The organism is Nocardia canadensis (genome assembly GCF_032656385.1).
GTDB classification, from domain to species: Bacteria; Actinomycetota; Actinomycetes; order Mycobacteriales; family Mycobacteriaceae; genus Nocardia; species Nocardia canadensis.
The window spans coordinates 945,146-970,752 of record NZ_JAVCWB010000008.1; the positions used below are offsets into that span (position 1 = coordinate 945,146).

The 25,607-nt window shown below is 70.1% G+C and carries 8 protein-coding genes; 3 read left to right on the forward strand and 5 right to left on the reverse strand.

Annotated elements, in window-relative coordinates:
* Positions 1–15 precede the first annotated feature (15 nt).
* A complete protein-coding gene (locus Q7X29_RS18160; RefSeq protein WP_316574810.1) occupies positions 16–2,211 on the reverse strand; it encodes a molybdopterin oxidoreductase family protein in 2,196 nt (731 codons plus the stop codon).
* A 188-nt stretch (positions 2,212–2,399) separates the two neighbouring features.
* Between Q7X29_RS18160 and Q7X29_RS18165 the strand changes: the two genes are divergently transcribed.
* A complete protein-coding gene (locus Q7X29_RS18165; RefSeq protein WP_218720183.1) occupies positions 2,400–3,290 on the forward strand; it encodes a ribonuclease Z in 891 nt (296 codons plus the stop codon).
* 4 nt (positions 3,291–3,294) lie between these two features.
* On the opposite strand, the gene fdxA is transcribed toward Q7X29_RS18165, so the two are convergent.
* Both fdxA and Q7X29_RS18175 read right to left on the reverse strand, forming a co-directional pair.
* Positions 3,295–3,630 (reverse strand): ferredoxin, encoded by a 336-nt coding sequence (gene fdxA / locus Q7X29_RS18170; RefSeq protein ID WP_316574811.1) that lies wholly within the window; start codon positions 3,628–3,630, stop codon positions 3,295–3,297.
* A 122-nt stretch (positions 3,631–3,752) separates the two neighbouring features.
* Positions 3,753–19,952, reverse strand: a complete 16,200-nt coding sequence (locus Q7X29_RS18175) for a non-ribosomal peptide synthetase (RefSeq protein WP_316574812.1) — start codon at positions 19,950–19,952, stop codon at positions 3,753–3,755.
* A gap of 268 nt (positions 19,953–20,220) precedes the next feature.
* Here Q7X29_RS18175 and Q7X29_RS18180 point away from each other — a divergent pair, with 268 nt between their 5' ends.
* The gene (locus tag Q7X29_RS18180; protein WP_316574813.1) at positions 20,221–21,459 is read left to right on the forward strand and encodes a PucR family transcriptional regulator; all 1,239 of its coding nucleotides are present in this window, start codon (positions 20,221–20,223) and stop codon (positions 21,457–21,459) included.
* Between the two features lie 170 nt (positions 21,460–21,629).
* Positions 21,630–21,983 (forward strand): hypothetical protein, encoded by a 354-nt coding sequence (locus tag Q7X29_RS18185; protein WP_218720186.1) that lies wholly within the window; start codon positions 21,630–21,632, stop codon positions 21,981–21,983.
* 426 nt (positions 21,984–22,409) lie between these two features.
* Here the strand turns inward: Q7X29_RS18185 and Q7X29_RS18190 are convergent, their stop codons facing one another.
* Together Q7X29_RS18190 and Q7X29_RS18195 are read right to left on the reverse strand one after the other, a co-directional pair.
* Positions 22,410–24,203, reverse strand: coding sequence for an AMP-dependent synthetase/ligase (locus Q7X29_RS18190; RefSeq protein WP_218720187.1), 1,794 nt, complete (start codon positions 24,201–24,203; stop codon positions 22,410–22,412).
* Between the two features lie 40 nt (positions 24,204–24,243).
* A complete protein-coding gene (locus tag Q7X29_RS18195; RefSeq protein ID WP_316574814.1) occupies positions 24,244–25,551 on the reverse strand; it encodes a YhgE/Pip domain-containing protein in 1,308 nt (435 codons plus the stop codon).
* Positions 25,552–25,607 lie beyond the last annotated feature (56 nt).

Here is a 25,607-nt window from a genome sequence, read left to right on the forward strand (position 1 = left end):
ACCACGACGGGCGCATCAGCCGGACACGCCGATCCGGGCGTCCGCGGGGTCGGCCACGTCCTGCTCGACCACGACCGGGCCGACCCGCACCCAGGTGTTGTTGACCGCCGCGGTCCCGGTCAGCGGGTCGGCGCGGGACGGATCGTGCAGCAGATTGACGTTGACGCCCGGCTGCGCGGCGGCCACCTGCCAGCCGACGCCGGGTTCCTGATGGCCCCAGCCGTGCGGGATGGCGACCACGCCGGGGCGGATGTCGTCACTGACCTCCACGGGCACGACGATCGTCCCGACCGGCGACTCGACGCGCGCCGGATCACCGTCGCGCAGACCACGGGCGGTGGCGTCGTCGGGGTGGACCAACACGGTGCACCGGTCGCGGCCCTTCACCATGGACGGGATGTTGTGCAGCCAGGAGTTGTTGCTGCGCAGGTGGCGTCGGCCGATCAGTTGCAGGTCGTAGCCGTCGGTCGCCGCGGTGACGGTCTCGTCGAGAACGGTGCGGAGCGCGGCGAGGAAATCCGGCGGCGTCAGGTGCACTTTGCGGTCCTCGGTTCCGATCAGCTCGCGCAAGCGCGGCACCAACGGCCCCAGATCGACACCGCCCGCGGCGGCACGAATCCTGTTGACCGTCAATCCCTTCCGGCCCTTGCGCAGGATGCCGTGCGGTCCGGTGGCGATGGCGGCGGCGCTCAATCGCAGTGGGCTGAGCTGTTCGAGCACGGCGGTGAGCGCGCGGCCGGTGACCCGCCGTGCGGGCAGCGGCACCACCTCGGCGAGCAGGCGGGCCAGGATCTGCCAGTCCTCGAGTCCGTCGGCGGGCGGCTCGAACACGTGGGCGTCGAAGCGCGCGTTGTTGCGGACACTGAACACCGGGAACAGCAGGTTGAGATCCTCGCGTTCCAGCGGCGAGACCGGCGGCAGGATGATGTCGGCGTGGCGGGTGGTCTCGGTGATGTACATGTCGACGGCGACATAGAAGTCCAGTGAGTCCAGGGCCTCGTCGAGGCGGCCGCCCTGGGGTGTGGACAGCACCGGGTTGCCCGCGTAGGTGATCATCGCCCGGATCCGGTCCGGGCCGTCGGCGAGGATGTCCTCGGCCAGCACCGACACCGGCAGCTCGCCGCGGAAGGATTTCCGGGTGCCGGAGCGGTCGGTCCACGCGCCGTAGCCCATCGGCAGGTATTTGCCGTAGCGGGCGACGTCGACCGGCGGGGTCGCGAACATCTGCCCGCCCGCGCGATCGAGATTGCCGGTGACGGCGTTGATCGTGTTCACCAGCCAATGGGTCAGCGCGCCGGTGGTCTGCAAGCAGACACCGATGCGCGCGTACAGCACCGCCGAGGGTGCCGCGGCGTGGTCGCGGGCCAGCCGCCGGATGGTGTCGGCGTCGACGCCCGCGTGCGGTGCCATCCGGTCCGGGGTCGTGTCCGCGACCAGGTCGGTGAGCTGGTCCCAGCCCGCGCACTGCGCGCGGACCACCCGCTCGTCACACAGCCCCTCGGTGACCAGCACGTGCAGCATCCCCAGCAGCAGGTAGAGGTCGCCGCCGGGCCGCACCGCGACGTGCTCGTCGGCCAGCCGGGCGGTCTCGGTGCGTCGCGGGTCGATGACCACGACGGTGCCGCCGCGTTTGCGCACATCCCGGATGCGCAGCTTCGCGCCGGGCATGGTGGTGATCGACCCGTTGGACACCGCCGGGTTGGCACCGAGCACCACCAGCCGGTCGGTGCGGTCGATATCGGCGATCGGCATCAGCACATTGGCGCCGAACATCCGCCAGGCGACGAATTCCTGCGGGAACTGGTCGATGGAGGACGCGGAGAAGAAGTTGCGGGTCGCCAGCGCGGCCCGCAACGCGATGCCGTAGATCACCGAGGAGCTGTGGGCGGCGGGATTGCCCATGTACATCCCGATCGCGCTGGGACCGTGAGCCGCGCGCACCGCCCGCAAGCGCTGTCCGATCTCGCGGAACGCCTCGTCCCAGCCGATCGGTTCGAAGGTGCCGCCGACGCGCCGGACGGGGGTGCGCAATCGGTCGGGATCGTGGTGCAGGCCGCCCATGGCGGTCGCCTTGGGACAGATGTAGCCCTTCGACAGCACGTCGTCGGGATTGCCCTCGATCCGCGTGACCTGCTCGTCTCGCACCGTCACCAGAATTCCGCAGTGTGCCTCGCACAGTGTGCACTGCCGCGCGATGGTCTTGCCGTTCACAGCTTCCCCGCCTTTCGCCGAACCGCTCGATCCACGCTAACCCGGCCGCAGCCCCCGCAGATCCGTCTACGGGCGGAAATTTCCGAGCGGTCACAGGTGGGCGGGCGTCGGCCTCGTGCGTTCGACTCGAATCACGGTGCTCGATCCGCCTGCTCGACACGGTTGGCCGCGCCCGCGAGGATAGGTCGATGTCGACACGCGAACTGGTCGTGCTCGGGACGGCGGGGGCTGTGCCGACGCGACGTCGTAACCACAACGGGTACCTCCTGCGCTGGGACGGCCGGGGCGTGCTGTTCGATCCCGGTGAGGGTACGCAGCGGCAGATGTCGCAGGCGGGTGCGTCGGCGACGGAACTGCGCTGGCTGTGCGTCACCCACTTCCACGGCGATCACTGCCTCGGGGTGCCCGGCATCGTGCAGCGGTTGGGGCGGGACGGCGTCCCGCATGACGTGCACGCGGTGTTTCCCGCCGACGGCGCCGACTACTGGGAGCGGCTGAAGTACGCGACGAGCTACTACGACGAGCCGCATCTGGTGGAACATCCGCTCAGCGGGCCCGGTGCAACGCTGCAGGGCGACGGTTTCACCCTCACCGCGCTGCCGCTCGACCACAGCATCACCACCTACGGCTATCGGCTCGCCGAGCCCGACAGCCGGACGTTTCTGCCCGAACGTCTACGCGCGCACGGGATTTCCGGTGCGGCGGTCCGGGAACTGTCCGGGCCGCTGCTCGAGGAGTGCACGGTGCCCAGGCCGGGCCAGAAGGTGGCGTTCGTGATGGATACCCGCCTGTGCGACAACGTCTACGCGCTGGCCGAGGGCGTGGACATGCTCATCATCGAGTCCACGTTCCTGGACTCCGAGACCGACCAGGCCAGGGAACGCGGCCACCTCACCGCGCGGCAGGCGGGTGAGGTGGCCCGGTCGTGTGGGGTGCGAACTCTGGTCCTGACCCACTTCTCGGAACGCTACGGTGAAGGCGACGACCCGCTGTTCCTCGCGCAGGCCGATTTCCCCGAGGCCGTGCTCGCGCACGATCTGGACCGGATCCCGTTGCCGGCCCGGCGGCCGGCTCGCTGAACCGTTACCGCTGGTAGTCCCGCACGAACGGCGTGTCCACGCCCAACGGCCCGAGCGCGGTCGCACCACCGGGCTCCCCCAGCGGTGCGTCCCGCCCGGACAGCGGTTCGGTGAAGAAGCGGGCGTTCTCGGCGCGGAACTGTTCCTGGCCTGCCGGGAGGTCGTCTTCGTAGTGGATCGCCTCGACCGGACAGACCGGTTCGCACGCCCCGCAGTCGATGCACTCGACGGGCTGGATGTAGGCCATCCGGTCACCGACGAAGATGCAGTCGATCGGGCACTCCTCGACACAGGCCCGATCCAGGACGTCGACGCAGTCGGCGCCGATCACGAACGTCACAGTGGTCTCCTCCGATACTGACCCGCGGTACGGGACCCCTCTGATCCTCGTGTGCGGTCGGCTCGGCGGGTAGTGGGCCCGTGCCTATCACCCCATCAGCGCCACTGATGGGTTCGTGATCGTCACAGCCACTCCCGCAACACCTTGGCGATCGACTCGAGCGCGCGGCTCTCGGTCATCCGCCAGTGCGTCGCGTCCACGAGATGGTTGCGCACCGGGCGGCTGGCGGCCTCGGTCCAGGACGCGGCGCCGGTGGAGCCGGTCGGATCGTCCTGGGCGGCGGTGAAATAGGTGATGGCGCCGTCGAATCGGCGTGGCCGGTAGGCCGCGTCGAGTGCCGCCGAAGCGATCGCCGCGTCGACGACGCGCTCGATCCGGGCGGAGTCCAGCGATGCCAGCGGTGCGGCCAGCCGGCCGAGGACCTCGGCCAGACCCTGCGCGTCGGCCACCTCGTCGAAGGTGCCGTCGGCAGCGAGGTCACCGGCGAACCCGCCGAGCAGATCGGCTGCCGTGACCGGGCTCGCCGTAGCCTGCGACGCGGCGCTGAGCGTGCTGTCCAGCATGCCCAACAGCGCGACCTCCTCACCGTCTTCCTGCAGTTGCACCGCCATGGCGTGCGCGAGCACTCCGCCCAGTGACCAGCCGAGCAGGTGGTAGGGCCCTTCGGCTTGGATCTGGCGAATCTGCTTGAGATAGAGCAGCGCCCATTCCTCGATCGAATCCGGCAGCGGCTCGGCCGAGCTCAGCGCCGGCGACTGCAGACCGTAGATCGGCCGGTCGGGATGCAGGTGCGCGGCGAGCCCACCGAACGACCAGGCGACACCGCTGATCGGGTGCACGCAGAACAGCGGCTCGCGGGTGCCGCCGGTCCGCAACGGCAACAAGACATCGAACGCCACGTCGGCGCCGGTGCTGTCGGCTCCGTCGGCACGCAGCGCGGCGAGGATCCCCGCGGGCGTCGGGGTGGTGAACAGCCACGTCACCGGGATGGTCGCGGCCACCGCGGCACCGAGTTGGGTCGCCAGACGGGTAGCACTGAGGGAGGTGCCACCCAGTTCGAAGAAGTGGTCGTCCATGCCGACCCGGTCCAACCGCAGGACATCGGCGAAGATCTCGCACACCGTCTGCTCGATCGCGGTGCCGGGGGCACGGTAGGCGCGGGTCGCGACTTCGGGTGCGGGCAGCGCGGCGCGGTCGAGTTTGCCGACCGAGGTGAGCGGCACCTCGTCGATGACCATGATCGTGGCGGGCACCATGTGCGAGGGCAGCGACCGCGACGCCCACTCGCGCAGATCCTCGACGACGACCATCCGATCCGGCGCGGCGACCACATACGACACCAGCACCGTCGCGCCGGTCTGGTTCTCCCGGCCCATCGTGACCGCGTAGCCGACATCGGCGTGCGCGGCGAGCACCGCGTCGATCTCCTCCAGCTCGATGCGGAAGCCGCGGATCTTCAGCTGGAAATCGGTGCGCCCGCGATACTCCAAGGCCCCGTCGGCATTCCACGCCGCCAGGTCACCGGTGCGATACAACCGGGTGCCGGCGTGGAAGGGATTCGCCACGAAGCGTTCGGCGGTCAGGTCGGGCCTGCCGAGGTAGCCGCCTGCCAGCTGGGCGCCGGCCAGATACAGCTCACCCGGCACACCGACCGGCACCGGCCGCAGACGGGCATCGAGCACGTAGACCTGACTGTTCCACACCGGCTTGCCGATCGGGACCGTCGCGGTGTCCGCGGCGCGGACCTGGTGGCTGGTGATCGAGACCGCCGCCTCGGTCGGTCCGTACACGTTGAACAGCGCGGCCTGCGGTGCCGCGGATTCGACTCGACGGGCCAACGCCACGGGCAGCGCCTCGCCGATCACCAGGACCCGGCGCAGCGAGGCGGGCAGCCCATCGGCGGGCAGCGCGTCGAGCATCGATGGCACCGCGTGCAAGGTGGTGACAGCCTCGCGGCGCATCAGCTCGGCGAGGTAGGCCGGATCGCGGTGACCGTCGGGTGCGGCGATGACCAGGCGACCGCCCGAGACCGCCGTCGACCAGAACTCCCACACCGACAGGTCGAAGGTCGCCGCCGTCTTCAACAGCACGACGTCCTCGGCGGTGAGGCCGAATCTCTCGGCCTTCCACCGCAACTGGTTGACCACGGCCGCGTGCGAGACCACCACACCCTTCGGACGCCCCGTCGAGCCCGACGTGAAGATCACATAGGCGGTATTGGCCGCCCGCAGCGGAGCGCGCCGGTCGCGATCGGTGAGCGGGGCGGCACTCAGCGCCGACAGCTCGAGCTGGTCGACCCGCACGACCCGGGTCCCGGCTGCCGCGAACCCGGTGTCGGTGTCGGTGAGCACCAGCATCGGCAACGCCGTGTCCAGGATGTACTCGGTACGCGCGAGCGGCTGATCGGGATCGATCGGCACATAGGCGCCACCGGCGGTGGCGACCGCGTACATCGCGATCACCAGCTCGACCGAGCGCCGCATAGCCAGCGCCACCCGGGTCTCCGGACCGACCCCCGCGGCGACGAGATACCGGGCCAGCCGGTTCACCCGGGCGTCGAGCTCGGCGAAGGTCCACCGTCGGTCCTCGGCCACGAGCGCCACCGCATGCGGGTCCGCGGCCACGGTCTCGTCCAGCAGCGACACCAGGGTCGCGGCCGGATCGGTCTGGCGCGCGGTGCGATTCCACCGTTCGACAATGCGGGTCCGCTCCGCCGGAGCGAGCAGATCGATCGTGTGCAGCGGTGCGCCGGGCGCGGCGACCACCGCGGCGATGATCCGGGTGAAGCGCTCCAGGAATCCGCGCACTGTCACGGCGTCGAACAGATCGGTGGCGAAAGTGCAGTAACCGCCGATCCCGGCGGCCGCGCCGTCGCCGGTGTAGCGATCGGCCAGAATGAAATGCAGGTCGAACTGCGAGAGCTCGCGGTCGGTCTCCACCGAGGACACGCTGATGCCGGGCAGGTCCATCCGTACTTCGGCGAGGTTCTGGAACGACAGGCCCACCTGGAACAGCGGATGCCGAGCCGTGGAGCGGACCGGATTGAGCACTTCCACGAGCCGCTCGAACGGGACGTCGCTGTGCGCGAACGCCTGCAGGTCGATCTCGCGCTGGCGGGCGAGCAGTTCGGCGAAACTCTCGTCGCCGTCGACCTCGGTGCGGAACACCAACGTGTTGACGAACATGCCGATCAGATCGTCCAGCTCGGCCTCGCCGCGTCCGGCGACCGGGGTGCCGATGGCGATGTCGGTGGTGCCCGACAGTCCCGCGAGCAGGACGGCCAGCGCGGTGTGCACGGCCATGAACAGCGTCGCGCCTTGCGTGCGGGCCAATTCGGTGAGCGCGGCGTGGGTGGCGGCGTCCACGGTGAACGGCACCCGGCCACCGGCATAGGACTGCACCGCCGGGCGGGGACGGTCGCGGGGCAGGTCGAGCTGGTCGGGCAAATCGGCCAGCGCCCGGCGCCAATAGGCGATCTGTTCGGCGCCCACCGAGGTCGGATCGGTGTCCTCGCCCAACAGCGTCTGCTGCCACACCGCGTAGTCGGCGTACTGCACGGCCAGCGGAGTCCACGTCGGGGCACGCCCGTCGACGCGGGCGCCGTAGGCGGTCACCAGGTCGCGGGTGAGCGGGCCACCGGAGAAGCCGTCACCGGCGATGTGGTGGATCGCCATGGCCAGCACGAAGTCCTCGGGTCCGGCCTCGAACAGCGTCGCCCGCAGCGGCACCTCCGCGGTGACGTCGAAGACCGTCGACACCAGTTGCAGCACAGCGGGTTCCACCTCGGCGGTGGAGCGCACAGCCAACCGGGGCAGATCCCGATGGCCGACGGGCAGGACAACCTGCACCGGCGCGTGATCCACGACCGGATACACGGTGCGCAGGATCTCGTGCCGGGCCACCACATCACCGAACGCCGCCCGCAAGGCCGCGACATCGAGCGCACCGCCCAAGCGCAACACCACCGGAATCGTGTAAGCGGAGGTCCGGGTATCGAAACGGTTGAGGAACCACATGCGCTGCTGGGCGGGCGAGAGCGGGAGCCGCTCGGGCCGAGCCTGGGCGCGCAGCGCGGGACGGCGGCCCGCCCGGGTCAGCCGGGAGACCTCCGCGGCGCACTCGGCGACCGTCGGTGCCGCGAACAGCACCCGCACCGGGACCCGGACCGCCACGGCCGCGCTCAACCGGGCGGACAGCCGGGTCGCCAGCAGCGAGTTGCCGCCACGCTCGAAGAAGTTGTCGTCGGCGCCGACCTGTTCGATGCCCAGCACCTCCGCGAACACCCCGGCGACGGTGCGTTCGAGCCCGTTCGCCGGCCGCCGGTAGGGGCGGGCCGTGAAGACGGGCGCGGGCAACGCCTGCCGGTCGAGTTTGCCGGCGGAGGTCAACGGGATCTCGTCCAGCACCATCACGGCCGCCGGAACCATGTGCGCGGGCAGCATCGACGACGACCACCGCACCACCGCACCGGGATCGATGTCACGGCCGGTCACATACGACACCACCGTCGTCTCGCCCGCCGGATTCTGCGCGCCGACGGTGACCGCGAAGGTGACCTGCGGATGCCGGGCCAGCACGGCGTCGATCTCGCCCAGCTCGATCCGGAAGCCCCGGATCTTGACCTGGAAATCGGTGCGGCCCAGGTACTCCAGCTCGTCGGCGGCCTCCGCGCCACGCACCCAGCGCACGAGATCGCCGGTGCGGTACATGCGTTCGCCCGGCGCACCCCACGGGCAGGCGACGAACCGGTCGGCGGTCACGGCACCACGCCGGTGATAGCCGCGGGCCAAGGCCGGACCGGCCAGATACAGCTCACCGGTGACACCGACGGGCACCGGATGCAACCGCTGGTCGAGCACCATCGCGCGCAACCCCGGCACCGGACGGCCGATCGTGACCCGGTCACCGGCGCGCAACCGCGCGTAGGTCGCGCCGATCGTGGCCTCGGTCGGTCCGTAGCCGTTGAGGAAGCGGCGCCCGCGCTGCCAGGCGGTCAGCAGCTCGGCGGTGGTCGCCTCACCGCCCGCCGAGACACAGCTCAGCTCGGGCAGCCCGGCCGGGTCGAGGGTGCCCAGCAGGGCGGGGGTGATGATCGTGTGGGTCACGCGTTCCCGGCGCAGCAGCTCGTCGAGTTCGACACCGCCGACGGTGCCCGGGGGCGCGATCACCAGGGTGGCGCCGCGATGGAAAGCGGTGCCGATCTCCTCGATCGACTGGTCGAAGCTGGGCGAGCAGACGTGCAGCATCCGGTGGTCGTGCCGCAGGCCCATGATGGTGGCCGAGTGCGCGATCAGCGCGCCGAGGCCCGCGTGGGTGACGGTGACACCCTTGGGCCGCCCGGTGGAGCCGGAGGTGTAGATCACGTAGGCGGCGTGGTCGCGCCGCAGCGGAGCCGTCCGGTCCCGGTCCCGCACCGCGGTGGCGGGGTGGGTGGCGATGCGGGCGCGCACGGCGGGATCGTCGAGTACCAGCCAGCGCGCCGACTCGCCGAGTGCCGCGGCGTGACCGGCGACGGTGACGCCCCTCGTGGCGCCGGAATCGTCGAGCATGTGCCGGACCCGGTCCGCGGGGTAGTTCGGATCGACCGGCAGATACACGCCACCGGCCTTCGCGATCGCCCAGAACGCCAGGATCGACTGGTAACCCCGCGGGATCGCCGAGGCGACCACGGTTTCCGGTCCGACGCCGTCGGCGATCAACAGCCGGGCCAGACGTGAGGAGTCGGCGTCCAGGTCACCGTAGGTGTGGCCGCGGCCGTTGTCGCGCACCGCGATCCGGTGCTGGCCGTAGTCGGTGCCGCGCACCAGCAGGTGCGGCAGGGTCGCGGCGGTCGAGGGTGTGCCACCGTCGCCGATCCGGGTCAGGAAGGCGTCCTCGTCGCGATCCGACAGGGGCAGGTCGCCGACCGGTGTGCCCGGTCGCTGGGCGAGCGCGGTCAGGATCCGCACCAGGCGCCGGCCGAACGCGAGCGCTTCGTCGTCGTCGAACACTGTTCGTGCGAAAGACATTTCGATGATCGAACCCGCGTCGTGTTCGACCACGGCCAGGGCCAGTTCACCGGCGCCGGGACCGTCGAACCCCAGCGACACCTGGTCCAGGTGATCGGCACCGACCAAGGCGGCCAGGTCCGCCGACGGAACTCCCGCGTGCGCGAGCGCCTGGGCCTCACTGCGCTGGGCCCGGGCCAGCAGCGCGAGGAAGGGCTGGCCGAGGTCGACCCGGGTGCGGACCACCATGGTCTGCTCGGGCGCGGCGAGGACGATGTCGTCGGTCCCGGTCAGCCGAGCCAGCAGCACGGCGACAGCGCTGCGGATCAGCGCCGACCAGCCGACTCCGGCCGCATCGGCGAGCGCACGCAGTTCCTGCTGCACCGCGGCCGGAATCGGCAGCCGGGTCTGTCCCCGCCCGCCCCCGCTCTCGCGAGTCGCCGTGGGCAGCGTGAGCCGACCGGGCGGATCGGCCAGCGTCTCCCGCCAGAAGCGGGCACGCGCGATCGGATCGCCGGGTGCGGTCGCGAGCCGCTGCGCGATCGCGCCCGCCGTGGTGTCCGGGCCGGCGGTGATCACGGCGGTCAGGGCGGTGCGCAGCCGGTCGGTCACCGCCTGCGCGGTGGCCTCGGCGACGAGATCACGCCGGTACTTGATCTGCACCTGGGTGCGCGCCCCCAGGAACACCAGGATGGTGAGCGGATAGTGCGTGTAGTCGGCCCCGCGCAGACCATCGATTCGCAGGTTGTCGAGCGCACCGCCCGCCTGCTGGAGCCCTTCGGCGTCGACCGGATAGGACTCGAAGGCCAGCATCGTGTCGAACAATTCACCGCGCCCAGCCACCCGCTGGATCGCACCGAGACCGAGATGATGGTGATCGAGCACCGAGGCCTGCTCGGCCTGCACCGCACGCACGAGATCGGTGACGGTGCCAGTCGGGTCGAGCCGGACCCGCACCGGCACCGCGTCGACGAACAAACCGATCATGTCGCCGACACCGTCCAGTTGCGGCGGACGGCCGGAGACCGTGGCGCCGAAGACGATGTCGTCGCGCCCGCTGGTCCCCGCGACGACCAGACCCCACGCCGCCTGGAAGACGGTGTTCGCGGTGACCTCGGTGCGGGCGGCGAACGCTGCCAGCTCGGCGGTGCGGTCGGCATCGATGTCGAACTCGCACAGGCCGAATCCGGTGCCGGTGGCCGGCGGCCACGTCAGCTCCGGTGACAGCATGCTCGGCTCCACCCCGGCCAGCACCGTCGACCACGCGTGCTCGGCGACCCCGCGATCCTGCCGGCTCAGCCAGCGCAGATAGTCACGGTAGGGGCGCACCGGCGGCAGGGGCGCCGCGTCACCGTGCGTGGCGTACAGGACCAGCAGTTCCTTCATCAACAGCGGCATCGACCAGCCGTCGAGCAGGATGTGATGACCTGTCAGCACGAGATGGCTGCGTCCGGAACCGCTGGTGTAGACGGTGAATCGCAGCAGCGGCGCGACCGCCGGATCGAAACCGGCCTCCTGATCGGCGGCCAGCAGCTCGGACAGGTCGGCGTCGTCGACATCGCCGACGACCCGCAACGGCGCCTCGATCGCGTCGGCCACCACCTGCACCGGCGTGCCGTCCGCGGCGGTGACGAACGCCGAGCGCAGGTTCGCGTGCCGGTCCAGCACGGTGGCGGCCGCCCGGCGCAGCCGCTCGGTGTCGAGATCGCCGGAAAGTTCGGCGACGAGCTGGATGACATAGGCGTGCACCGAGTCGTCCAGGAGTTCACCCAGTGCCAGCAGCGACTGCTGCAGCGGGGACAGCGGCAACACCTCCGTCAGCCCGGGGTGGGTGCGGCGCCACAGGTCCAGATCCGCCTGCGACACCCGCACCAACGCGACATCGGACGGAGTCAGACCGCCCGCGTCCGGATGCCGGGTGTGCTCGGCGAGCGCGGCCAGCTGCCCGCGCCACTCGTCGGCCAGCTCCAGCACCTCGTCGGCATCGAGGATGCCGGTGGCGTAACGGAAATCGGCGCGCAGCTGGAGACCGGCGTCGGTGGGCACGGCGATCACGTTGATGTCCACGACGGTGTGCGCCGGCAGCGCGGGGTCGTAGTCGACATCGATGTCGCCGAGATCGGCGGCGGGCAGCCAGGCCGCGTCCGCGGCGGGGTCGTTACCGGTCGTCGCACGGCCCAGATAGTTGAAGCCGACCTGGCCAAGGCCGCCGGTGAGCTGATGCGCCGGGTCCAGGCGCAGCACCCCGAACCCGATGCCGTTGTCCGGCACCGCCAGTAGCTGTTCCTTCACCGACCGCACCGCGGTCGCGAGCGCGGCGTCGTCGACGCGCTCCGGAACCGCGGACAGGTCGAGCACGACCGGGTGGACGCTGGTGAACCAGCCGACGGTCCGGGTCAGATCCGCGCCGGGGACGACGTCTTCGGCACGCCCGTGTCCCTCCAGCCTGATCCGCAGGGTGTCGGCGTCCACGCCACGACGCGCCCGCCATGCGCGCACAGCCAGCGCGAGCGCCGCGAGCAGAGCGTGGTCGGCGCCGGCCCGGTACTGCGCGGGCAGCGTGGTGAGCAGCGGCTCGGTGACCACGGCCGGAACCTGCACCGTGATCGACCGCATCGTCGACTCGGTGTCGACCGCACTGTCGATGGCCCGCGTCCCCAGCAGCGGATCCGGGGTGGACAGCAGCTGCCGCCAGTAGTCGAGCTCGCCGGTGCGGTCGGCCGCGACCAGCCCGTGGGCCCACCGGCGGAACGAGGTACCGACCGGCGGCAGAACGATCTCCTGCCCGGCGTCGTACTGCGCCCACGCGACGACCAGATCGGGCAGCAGGATCCGCCACGACACACCGTCGATCGCGTAGTGGTGAGCCGCCACCACGAGCAGGTCCCTGGCCTCGCTCCGGCGCACCCAGGTGAACGCGATCATCCGGCCGTATCCCGGGTCGAGCGCCGACAGCGCCGAATCCATGGCGGCACTACCGATCCGGGTCAGCTCCTCGCCGTCGGCAGCCGCCGCGTCGACCTCGCAGACCAGCGCGTCCGCCGACACCGACTCGGGAGCCAAAACCTCGAACCGCCACCGCAGGCCATCGTGACGCAACCGCGAACGCAGCATGTCGTGACGGCGCAGCACCGCGGACACAGTCGCGACCAGACCGGCGCGATCGATACCGTCCGGCAGCGCCAGAACCATCGTCTGCGCGAAGCGATCACTCGAGCCGGTGGCCAGGAACTCGGCCAGCACCGGCGTCAGCGCGACCTCGCCGACCCCGCCACCGGGCAGTTCGGCCAGAGTCACGGCAGGACTGTCGACAGCGGCGACCTCGGCCAGCTTCGCCACGGTGCGGTGTTCGAACACCTGCCTGGTCGTGAACACGATGCCCGCCGCGCGGGCCAGCGAGACCAGCTGGATCGATAGAATGCTGTCGCCACCGACGGCGAAGAACGAATCGTCGACCCCCACCGACTCGACCCCGAGCACCCGGGCGAACAACCCAGCCAGCACGGTCTCCCTCGGCGTCGACGGCGCCCGGACGACCGCCGACGCGGCCACCGGCTCCGGGAGCGCGGCACGATCGAGTTTGCCGTTGGAGGTCAGCGGCAGCGCGTCGAGCACGACGATCGCCGAGGGCACCAGATACGACGGCAAGCGTTGCGCGGCGTACTCGGAGAGCGCCGCCGGATCGGCGATCCGGCCCTGCGCGGCAACGACATAGCTGACCAGGACAGTCGACCCCGATGCCGCCGACCGGCCCACGGTCACCGCCACCTCGACCTCGGCGCGACCGGTGAGCACCGCGTCGACCTCGCCCGGCTCGATCCGGAACCCGCGCACCTTCAGCTGGGTGTCCGCACGACCCACATAGTGCAGTTGCGCATCGCGCACGCGCACGAGGTCACCGGTGCGATACATCCGCGCACCCGGGGCACCCCAAGGATCGGGGACGAACCGGGTCGAGGTCGTACCCGGCTGATTACGGTAGCCGCGCGCCACCCCGCGACCGGCCAGATAGAGCTCACCGGTGACCCCCGCCGGCACCGGATGCAACCGCGCGTCCAGGACCATCGCGTACGTGCCGGGCACCGGCGCACCGATCGTGACCGGGCGGCCCGCGGTGAGTTCGGCGTAGGCCGAGATGATCGTGGTCTCGGTGGGACCGTACCCGTTGAGATAGCGGCGACCCGGCTGCCATCTCGCCAGCAGCTCCGGTGTCGTCACATCACCGCCGACCGACAACAGCTCCAGCGCGTCCAGACCCCCGGGATCGAGAGTGCCGAGCACAGCGGGAGTGATGATGGCGTGGGTGACGGCTTCGGCGGCCAGCAGATCGCTCAGCTCGACACCGCCGAGGATCTCCGACGGCGCGACGACCAGCGTCGCCCCCGTCGTGAAGGCACACAGCCATTCCAGGACCGACGGATCGAACCACGGCGCGCAGATGTGCAGGAACCGGTGGTCCCCGGTGAGGCCGTAGCGGCGGACCGCCTCCTCGACCAGCAGACTCAGGCCCGCATGGGTCACGGTGACGCCCTTGGGGACGCCGGTCGACCCGGAGGTGTAGATGACATACGCGGGATGCTCCGCCCGCACCGGCGCACGCCGATCCGCATCCGTGACCGGCGTCGCGGCAGCCGACCCCACCGCCTCGTCGAGAGTCAGCCAATCCACACCGACCGGCACCCGATCGAGATACTCCGGCGCGGTGAGACCCAGGGCGGCCCCCGCATCGGCGACCACGTGAGCGAGACGCGGCGCGGGCTGGTCCGGGTCCAGCGGCACGAACAGCCCGCCCGCCTTCGCGACCGACAAGGCGGCGACGACCATCTCCACCGACCGTGGGAAGGCCACCGCGACAGCCACTTCGGGTCCCACGCCCCGCGCGATCAGGGCACGCGCCACCCGGGAAATCCGCGCGTCGAGTTCGCCATAGGTGACCGAGCGACCCCGGTACCGGATCGCCACTCGATCGGGACCGAGCGCGACACCACGGGAGACGAGATCCGGCAACAGCACCGGGGGAGCGTCGAGCTCGGCCGGACGCTCCGTGAGCTGCTCAGCCGCGTCGAGAAGGGGCAGGTCACCGATCGCGGACTGCGGATGTTCGACGATCGCGGTCAGCAACCGGACGAGTCGTTCAGCGAACACCGAGACGGTCTCCCGGTCGAACAGGGCACTGGTGAAACCGAATTCGGCGCGGACCGGCTCCGCCGATTCGGTGGGGACGGTCAGCGCCAGGTCGAACCCGGTGACGTCCGGTCGCGGGCCCGTCAGCAGCGCGATCCGCGCAGCCGAACGTTCGGCGACACCCAGGGCCGCCGACTCCGCCGCCGACAACTCCGGGAACACGCAGGCCTGCCGCGCCAGCGCGGCCGCATCGGACAGCAGCGCGTCGACGGTCCGGCCGCCAGGCACCGATAGTCGCAGCAGCACCGCCGGATCCCGCGGGGCGAACACGTCCATCGCGATGTCCGCACTGCCGGACAGCCGCGCCAGCAACACCGCGTACGCGACATGGACAACCGTGCGCACCGAAGTCCGCCGCGCCTGCGCGACTTCCCGCATGCGCCCGAACAAGTCAGCCGGGATCTCGAACCGCACGTGATCGTCGATAGCCACCGGCCCGGCGGACCGGAGACGATCCGCCGGAAGGTTCAGCTCCGCGGGCAGATCGGCGAGTACCGCACGCCAATAGGCGAATCGGGCCACCGGATCATCGTGCCGGGAGAGCTCCGCGAGCACCGCACCCACCGGGCGATCCGGCGTATCGCGGAGCGCGTCGAGAACCACACGCAGCCGGTGCGTCAGCGCTTCGGCGATATCGGCGCCGACCACCTCGAGCCGGTACTGCAGGCCGACCCGGATACCGTCGCCCACCTCGACCCCGACCGCCACCGGATAGTGCGTCGCATTGGCCGCCTCGACATCGACGATCTCGAGACCGTCGAGGGAACCATGCGCGCGCCGCATCCCCTCGGTATCCACCGGATACGACTCGTAGGCCATCAGCGTGTCGAACAACTCGCCCGCGCCGGCGGCCCGCTGGATATCGGCCAGCCCCAGGTAATGCCCGTCGAGCAGCGCGACCTGCTCGGACTGCACCCGCGACAACACCGCGCGCAGCGACGCGGCAGCGTCGAGCCGCACCCGCACCGGAATGGTGTTCGCGAAAAGACCCACCATGGCGTCGACCCCGTCCAGCTGCGGCGGCCGCCCCGACACCACCGCACCGAACACGACGTCGGCCCGGCCGACGACACCGGCCAGCACCACCCCCCACGCCGCCTGGAACAGGGTGTTCAGGGTGACCTCGTGCGCCGCGGCGGCCGCCGACAAAGCCTCCGCCTCGGTCGCCGACAAGTCGAGCGCGCACATCCCGTAACCTGCCACCGCATCCGCGGGCGGTGCGACAGCCGCCGTGAGCAGGGTCGGCTCGTGCCCGGACAGCGCCGCGCGCCAATCGTCCAGCGCCGCCGAACGATCCCGGCCGGCCAACCACGCGAGATAGTCCCGATAACCCCGCACCCGCGGCAACATCGACGGGCCGCCGTCGGTGCCGTAGGAAACCAGCAGTTCGCGCATCAGCAACGGCATCGACCAGCCGTCCACCAGCAGATGATGCGCGGTCAGCACCAGATGCAGATCACCGGAACCGCGGCGGTACACCGTGAACCGCAGCAGCGGCGCCGTCGACAGATCGAAACCGACCCGCGCCTCGGCCGCCAGGAACTCCCGCGGATCGCTGCTCGCGGTGTCGACGATCCGCCACGGCACCGCCACACCCTCGGCCACGAAACCGACCGGCGTACCCGACGCCGCCGACCCGAACGAGGTACGCAGAATGGCGTGCCGATCGAGCACCACCTGCGCGGCCCGCCGCAGTCGCTCGAGATCCACCGCACCCGCCAACTCGACGGCCAACTGGACCAGATACGGATCCGCGTCGGGGGAGACCTGCGCCAGATACAGCAAGCCGAGCTGCAACGGCGCCAACGGCACCACATCGCTGAGCCCGGGCAGCTCGCGATGCCAGGCATCCAATTCGTCCTGGGAAACCCGCACCAGCGCCACATCGGCGGGGGAGAGACCACCGGCCGCCGGGTCACGAAGATGATCGGCGAGCAGCGCCAACGCGTCGGTCCAGCACTCGGCGAGCGCACGCACCGACGTCTCGTCGATGACCCCCGAGGCGTAGGAGAACGACGCCCGCAGCACCACACCATCCGCCGAACCGGCCGCCAGCGCGTTGACATCGACCACCGCGGCCGCCGGCAACGCCGGATCCTGGTCGGCGACAGGCTCACCCCACGCATCGGTAGGCAGCCAACCGTGATCGGCCAGCGAATCGGGCACGTCGCCGGCGGACACCCGACCCAGATAGTTGAATCCCACCTGGCCCAACACACCCGTGAGCAGCGGACCCGACTCGAGGTCCAGATGCCGGAGCATGCCGAAACCGATGCCCTTGTGCGGCACCGCGAGCAGCTGCTCCTTGACCGCCTTCACCAGCGACGCCGTCGCCGCACCACCACGCCACGCGGCCTCGGTGTCGATCCCGCCCAGCTCGAGCGCCACGGGATACATGCTGGTGAACCACCCGACCGTCCGGGTCAGATCGGCGCCCGCGAGGGCCGATTCCGCACGACCGTGGCCCTCCAGACGGATCCGCGTCGCCGAGGCATCCACGCCACGGCGAGCCCGCCACGTCCGCACCGCCAGCGCCAGCGCGGCGAGCAGACCGTCCTCGGCGCCCGCACGATACCTCGTCGGCAGGTCGGTCAGCACCGCCCGAGTGACGTCGGCGGGCACCGTGACAGTAAAAGTCCGCACGGTCGACGCGGTATCGACCGAGCGGTCGAGCGCACGCGTACCCAGCAACGGGTCCGGCACCGCCAGCACCCGCCGCCAATGATCGAGTTCGTCCCGGCGGCCGGCCGCCGCCTCGGTCAGGCCGTGCGACCACCGGCGAAACGACGTCCCGACCGGGGGTAAGCTCACCCGCTGCCCGGCCGTGTACTGCCCCCAGGCGGTCACCAAGTCCGACAACAGGATGCGCCAGGACACCCCGTCGATCACCGCGTGATTGGCCGCCACGATCAGACCGTCCGGACCGTCCTCACGGCACAACCACACGAACGCGACCATCCGCGATGCCGCTGGGTCCAGCGACGCCAGCGCGGAATCCAGCGCCGCACTCGCAATCTCGGCGAGTTCCCGCTCGGTCCGGCCCGCCGCGACATCGACCCGGGTGAGCAGTTGGTGCGCCGCCACCGAGCCCGGCGGCAGCGCGTTCAGCTCCCAGCGACCGTCCACCTCCCGCACGCAGGCACGCAGCATGTCGTGGTGATTCAGTATCGCGGACAGGGTGTCCACCAACCCGATCCGATCGATACCGGCGGGCAGCGCCAACACCATCTGCTGGCTGAAACGGCCGAACACCCGGCCGCCCGACAGCGAGGCCGCCAGCACCGGCGTCAGCGGCATCGTCCCCACACCACCACCGGGAAGTTCGGCCAACGTCGGCACCGACTGCCCACCGACCACCGCGACCCGGGCCAGCCCCGCCACGGTCCGCTGCTCGAACACCTGCTGCGGAGTGAACGAGATGCCCGCCGACCGCGCCCGCGAGACCAACTGGATGGACAGAATGCTGTCTCCACCCGAGGCGAAGAACGAATCCTCCGCACCGATCTCGCGCACCCCCAGAACCTGGGTGAACAGCTCGGCGATCGCGACCTCCACCGGACCCTCCGGCGCGCGCGAACCGGCCGCGCCGAAGACCGGCGCGGGCAGCGCCCGGCGGTCCAATTTGCCGTTGGGCGTCAGCGGGATCTCGTCCAGCACGATGAGCACCGACGGGACCATGTGCCCCGGCAACGACGTACCGACGAAACGCCTCACCTGCTCGGTGTCGACCGGAACACCTCGGCGGGGCAGGACATAGGAGACCAGCACCGTCGCCCCCGAGTCGGCCTTCACCCCCATCGTCACCGCGTACTCGAGGTCCGGATGAGCCGTCAGCGCGGCGTCGATCTCTCCGAGCTCGACGCGGAAACCCCGGATCTTCACCTGGAAGTCCGAGCGGCCGAGATACTCGAAGTCACCCTCGGCCGTACGGCGGACCAGATCACCGGTCCGGTACATCCGCGCACCCGCGGCCCCCGCGAACGGCGCGGCGACGAACCGCTCCGAGGTGAGCCCGGGCCTGCCCAGATAACTCTGAGCAAGCGCGGGACCCGACAGATACAGCTCACCGGCCACACCCGCCGGAACCGGCCGCAACCGCGCGTCCAACACCACCGCCCCGACACCAGGAAACGCCGAACCGATCGTGATCGGCGCGCCCGGCCGCAGACCGGCGCTGCCCGTGGCGAGAATCGTGGCCTCGGTCGGGCCGTACCCGTTGAAGAACGCACGCTCGCCGACCGCCCAACGATCGACCAGCGCCGGGCCGAACGCGTCACCGGCCACCACGACCACCCGCAGCTCGTCGAGCCCCTCGGCGTCGACCGACTCGAGCGCGGCAGGCGTGATCAACAGATGGGTCACCCGCTCCCGGCGCACCACCGCCGCCAGCTCGGGGCCACCGAACACCGTCGGCGGCGACACCACCAATGTCGCACCCGCGTGGAAGGCCACCAGCAGCTCGAGCACCGAGACGTCGAAGTTCGGCGAGCACACGTGCAGCACCCGGTCGCCCGCGTGCACCCCATACCGGTCCCGCGCGGCCGTGACCAGCGCGCCCAGACCGGTGTGCGTGACCACGACGCCCTTGGGCCGCCCGGTCGACCCCGAGGTGTAGATGACATAGGCCGGATGCTGATCGGTGAGCGGACGCACCCGATCGAGATAGGAGATCGGATGCGACGGCCACGCCGCGATCCGGTCCCGGTGCCGGGGCGCGTCGACCTCGATCCACGCGAGCGCCTCGCCCAGGGCGCTCCGGTACGCCGCCGCGGTGAGCCCGAGCACCGCACCCGAGTCCGCCACCAGGTACGCGATCCGTTCCGCCGGCAGGCCGGGATCGACCGGAACATAGGCCGCGCCGGTCTTGGCGACCGCCCACACGGCCAGCACCGACTCGATCGAACGCGTGAATCCGAGCGCGACCACATCACCGGGCCCGATCCCGCGATCCAGCAGCTCCCTGGCCAGCCGCGACGACGACTCGTCGAGCTGGGTGTAGGTGAGTTCGATCCGGTCGCCGTCGGCGGGGGAGAAGGACAGGGCGATCGCCTCGCCCGCCGTGTCGACCGCCGCCGTCAGCAGCTGCGCGAAGAGGGGAGTGCTCGCCTTGCGATTGCCTCGACCTCGCGCCGCGCGACGAACCTCACCCATCCTTGTACAACATCCTTCCTCCGTCCGGCCCACAGCTCTGCGATGACCCACGAACCCTGTCGGATTCTGGGCCTACCGGGCGGCGGACCAGTGTCGAACAAGCAAGAAGGAGTCGATATCGGGGCGTTCGGCGACCATGACACCACACGTCACGCTGTCACGACCACACAAACGGCCCGGACAACCACGTCCAGCACCTTGCCCAGCCAGAATTTGTGCGCATGGCACAATATCGGCGGCGGCTTTTGTACAACGGACGGAGCGGGCGGTGGCAGAGTACGGATCCCTCGTCTGGGTCGGTCAGGCGCTGGGCCCACTCACCGACGCGATCACCGAGGATCTGATTCGCGTCACCGAGCAGATGATCCCGGTGACCGACATCGCCTTCGATCTGGCGGACCTGCGCGCCGCCAGCATCGCGGAGAACATCGCCGTCGTGCAGTACGTCCTGGCCAACAACATCGACCCGGCCACCGTCAGCCCGCCGGCGGGCGCCGCCGCCTACGCCCAGCGGCTGGCCCGGCGCGGCGTGCCGCTGACGGTCCTGCTGCGTGCGTACGGCCTGGGCCAGTATCGCCTCCTCGACGCGGCCATCGGGCTGATCCTCGCCGTTCCCGGCCCCGACCAGGCCGCCAGAATCGCCGAGTTGCTCCGCTTCGCCGGCACCTACCTGGACCGCCTCAACTCCTCCATGGGCCGCATCTACGAAGCCGAACGCGACCGCTGGCTCAGCAGCCGCCAAGCCGCCCGGCAGCAGTGGATCGCCCGCCTCCTCGACAGCGACGACGTCGACGTCCCGGCTGCCGAAGAAGCACTCGACTACCGTCTCGACCGCCGCCACCTCGCCGCGGAGGCCTGGACTCCACCGGACACCCCGGGCGCGGACGCGGCACGCGCGCTCGACCAGACCCGCCAACTCCTGTCCACGGCGATGGGCGCCAGGGGAGCCGAACTGGCGGCGGCCACCGGGGAACGCGCGCTGCGCATCTGGTTCCCGGTCACCGAGGACCACCGCACAGCGCCCGACGACATCGGCGACCGAATCGCGGCGTCCGGCCTGCCCGTCAAGGTCGCTCTCGGCACCGTCGGCGCGGGACTGCCGGGATTCCGGACCTCCGCCCGCAGCGCGGCCCGCGCCAAGAACCTCGCCGTCACCGCCGGGCCGGACGCGCCGCCGGTGGTGGACTTCGACACCGTCGCCCCGTTCGCGCTCCTGTCCGACGAACCCGACGAGCTCGCCGGACTGGTCCGTCGCGTTCTCGGCCCCCTCGCCGCCGACGGCACCAAGATGGCCATGCTCCGCCACACCCTGGATGTCTTCCTCGCCGAGGGCGGTAGCTACTCGAGCACCGCCCGCCTCCTCGACGTCCACCGCAACACCGTGCAGTACCGCATCCAGCAGATCACCGGCCGCTACGGAATCACGTTGGACGCGGACAACTTCCGATTACGGTTCGCCCTCGGTGTCTGCCGCTGGTATCGTCACGTGCTTTTTCGGACATTCTGACTCCCGGTGGTTTGTGCCCGTCGCACAGTCCCGAAGAGCGAGACAGGTGCGGCGACGCCGTGAACTTCCGAACCCGGGGGAGTGCCGGCTCGGTATCGACGCCGTGTTCGCGCACCTTCGACCGGAGTCGGCGGGGGTAGAGTTGGTTACCCGGGTGACAGGAGTTGACGATGTCCACACACGCCACACCATCAATGATCCGGACCGCTGTGATCGCGGTGGCCGTGGGCGCCGCGTCACTCGTCGCCACGGCCGGTCCAGCGTCGGCCGACGTCGAACCCGGCAACTACACGTCGACGACATTGTCGGCGGGCATCGTGCTCCTGCAACGTGACGCGCGCGTCGAAGGCGGGGAGCTGGTCTTGATCGGGCGTTACCCGATTCAGCCGACACCCGACGGTGGTTACGTCGACATCTTTCCCGGCCACCGCGTCGTACTGATCAGTGACGGACGCGGCGGGTACACGGGTCCGGCGTATTTCGGTGGAGTGGAGATCGGCAGCATCACCCTGACGCCCCGATAAGGGTGACCGGGGAGAAGATCCCGATACCGCCGTCGGGTCTAGTTGACATAATGTGCATTATCGGCGTTTGAACGGCGCCGGTCGGGCGGGTGTTTTGCATTATTGATGCACTACGTGCCGTGTTGCGTTGCGTGCCGATTCGTCGGCGTTCCACCACCGCGGCGACTGACACCGCGCCGTCGAATCGCGCGCAACAACTCGCGATGTCCATGTCGACGTTTTGCGATGTGACGCGGAATTCGGCGTTTTCCACCTGGTGGCCCATTCATGACCACTCGCGATGAATGCCTGCATCTGCAGCATGCGGCCCCATATGTGGCGAAATGAAGAATTCGTGGGCCTCGGGGTGAACAGGTTCGCACTCCCCCTCCACTTCCCCAGTGCCCTTATTTCGTCACAGTGACGAAATAAGGGCACTGGGGAAACTCAGGAATACATCGCATCGACGTCGGCGGCGTACTTCTTCATGACCTCCGCACGCCTCAGGGACATCTTCGGAGTCAGCTCACCGGTCGCTTCGGTCCACTCGCACGGCAGAATGCGAACCTTCTTGATGCCCTCGGCGTGCGACACGTGAGTATTGGTGGCGGCGACCGCCGCATCGATCTCGGAGACGAGGTCGGGATCGTCGATGAGCGTTTCTACCGAAGTGTCGGCGGGAAGATTGTGGCGGAGTCGCCAATCCGGAAGAACGTCCGGGTCGAGGGTGATCAGGGCGCCGACAAAAGGTCGGCCGTCACCGACGACCATCGCTTGACCGATCAACGAATGCGAACGAAGAGAATCTTCCAGCAGGCCCGGCGAGACGTTCTTACCGCCGGCCGTGACGATGATTTCCTTCTTGCGGCCGGTGATGGTCAGGTAGCCGTCACGGTCGATGGCACCCAGGTCACCCGTGCGGAACCAGCCGTCGGTGAATGCCTCGGCGGTCGCGTCGGGGTTGCCCCAGTACTCGCGGAACACCACCGGGCCACGCAGCAGGAGCTCACCGTCGTCGGCGATCTTGATTCCGTGGCCGTCGGTCGGGCGGCCCACGGTGCCGACCCGGGTGTTTCGTGGGGTGTTCACGGTGATCGCGGCAGTGGTCTCGGTGAGCCCGTAGCCCTCGTAGATGGGAATGCCCACACCGCGGAAGAAGTGGCCGAGGCGGGCGCCGAGCGGTCCGCCACCGGACACCGCCGCACCGCAGCGGCCGCCGAGCGCGCCACGCAGCTGCCGGTACACCAGCTTGTCGAACAGGGCGTGCTCGAGCTTGCGCAGGAGTCCCGGTCCGCCACTGTCCAGCGATTCGCTCCAGGCGATGGCGGTCTCGGTGGCGCGGTCGAAGATCCGGCCCCTGCCGCCGGCGTGTGCCTTCTGCTGGGCACCGTTGAAGACCTTCTCGAATACGCGCGGCACCGCCAGGATGAAGTCCGGCCGGAAACTGCCGAATTGGTCGACGAGCGTGGACCAATCGGAGCTGAACGCCACGATCACTTTGGCGTCGAGGGCGGCCAGGGTGACCGCGCGGGCGAAGACGTGCGCGAGCGGCAGGAACATCAGCGACCGGTTGCCTTCGGTGACGAACTCCGCCAAGGCGATCCGGTCGGACTTCGACTCCGCGTAGAGGTTCGCGTGGGACAGCAGCACGCCCTTGGGGCGTCCTGTGGTGCCCGAGGTGTAGATCAGGGTGGCCGGGGAGCTGGCGTAGACCTGGGCTCGACGGGTGTGGACCGCCTCGTCGTCGAGGTCGGCGCCGCGCGCTGTCAGCTCCGCGACGGCGCCCTGGTCGATCTGCAGGATTTCGGTCAGCTCGGGGAGAGCGGCGCGGTCGATCTGGTCGATGACCCGGCGGTGCTTGTCGCTGTCGACCACCAGCAGCTGGGTCGCGGAGTCCTGCAGGATCCACTTGGCCTGCTCGGCGGCGGAGCTGTCGTAGATGGCGACGGTGCAGCCGCCCGCGGCCCAGATGGCGTGGTCGAGGACCACCCACTCGTAGCGGGTGGGTGCCATGATGGCGACTCGGTCGCCGAGTCCGACGCCGGAGGCGATGAGGCCCTTGGCGACATCGGTGACGGTGCGGGCGAATGCCGCGGCGGTGACGTCGGTGAGTCCGCCGTCGCCGGTGTCGACGTTGAACAGCACCGTGTCCGGCGAGTGCTCGGCGTGCCGGAACACGCTGTCGGAGTTGTTCGCGTGTTCTGGAACGGTGTAGGAAGCCGGGGCTTCGAACTCGCGCATCGGGTGCCTTCCGCGTGGGGGTATCGATTCGAGGTGTGCGCTACTGCGCGGTGGCCGGTTCCTGGCGCTGGTCGAGGCCGAGGCGATGCAGGCCGCGCAGGTCGTAGGTGTGGGTGGCGACGGCGCCGAGGATCAGTCCGATCGCGAGGCCGACGAGGGTCATCCACAGGCCCTGGCTCATGCCTGCTTCGAGGTGGCCGTCGAAGAACAGGATGGCGCGCACGGCGAGGTAGATCTGATGCATGGGTTCGAAGGCGGCCAGGTCGGCGATCCAGCGCGGGGTGGCCTCGAGCGGGATGGTGCCCGAGGACGACGGGATGCCCAGGACGACGAAGACGATGAGGTTGATCATCAGGCCGGCGGTGCCGAAGGCGGCCATGACCGACAGTCCGGTGACGGCGATGGCGGTGATGGCCAGGGTGCCGTAGAGGAACAGCATCAGCGGTCGTTCGATGGTCATGTCGAGCAGGGCGCCGACGCCGAGGAACACGCCGGAGGCCAGGGGTGCGCTGATGGCGGCGATCCCCCATTTGATGAGCAGGGTGCGCCAGCGGCTGATCTGGGCCCGGGCGGTTCGCTTGTGCCAGGGGCCGTATTCGGCGGGGACGAAGCCGAGGGAGCCGTCGACGAGGGAGTTGATCATCATCGCGCCGCTGAAGCCGACGATCAGCAGGACGAGGGTGTAGAAGAACGCCGCGAGTCCTTGGCCGGTGCCTTCGGGCAGGGGGTGGTACGGGGTGACGACGACGTCGACGGGCTGGGTGAGCTGCAGCTGGGCGGCGCCGCTGAGCGGTGCGGTGCCGATGGCGCCGCGGACCTGGTCGGTGAGCTGGGTGCCGACGGTGGTGTTGACCTGGGTCATGGCCTGGTCGGCGATCGTTTCCATGATCTGGGCGGCGAGGGTGCCCGCGCGGGGGTTGGTCAGGACCGAGATGATCGGCTGTTCGACGGTGCCGGGAACGATCGATGCCGTGCCGAGGATGGCGACGCGTTTGGTGAAGTCGCCGGGGATGACGATGGCGCCATATACCTCGCCGTTGCGCAGCTGTCGTTGTGCTTCGTTGAGGCCGACGGCGCGCAGGTCGATCTTGTCGGCGGGGATGTTCTCCCCCAGTGCCGTGCTGATCTGGGCGCCGAGGTTGGTGGGCTGGCCGGCGAGGGTGTCGCCGACGTCCTGGTTGACGACGGCGATCGGGAAGTCGTGCAGGTGCTTCTGGGGGTCGGCGGTGTAGCCGAGGTACATGGTGCCCAGGAGCGCGGCCAGCACGGTGACCAGCGTGATCGGTGCCAACCACTCGCGGATCGGCATGCTGCTCGGTGGGCGCGTCGGCGCGGTGTTGTCAGTCATGGCACCCGTCAATGTAGTCAGCGACTACAAAGTAGTCAATGCAAACATTCGGCGCG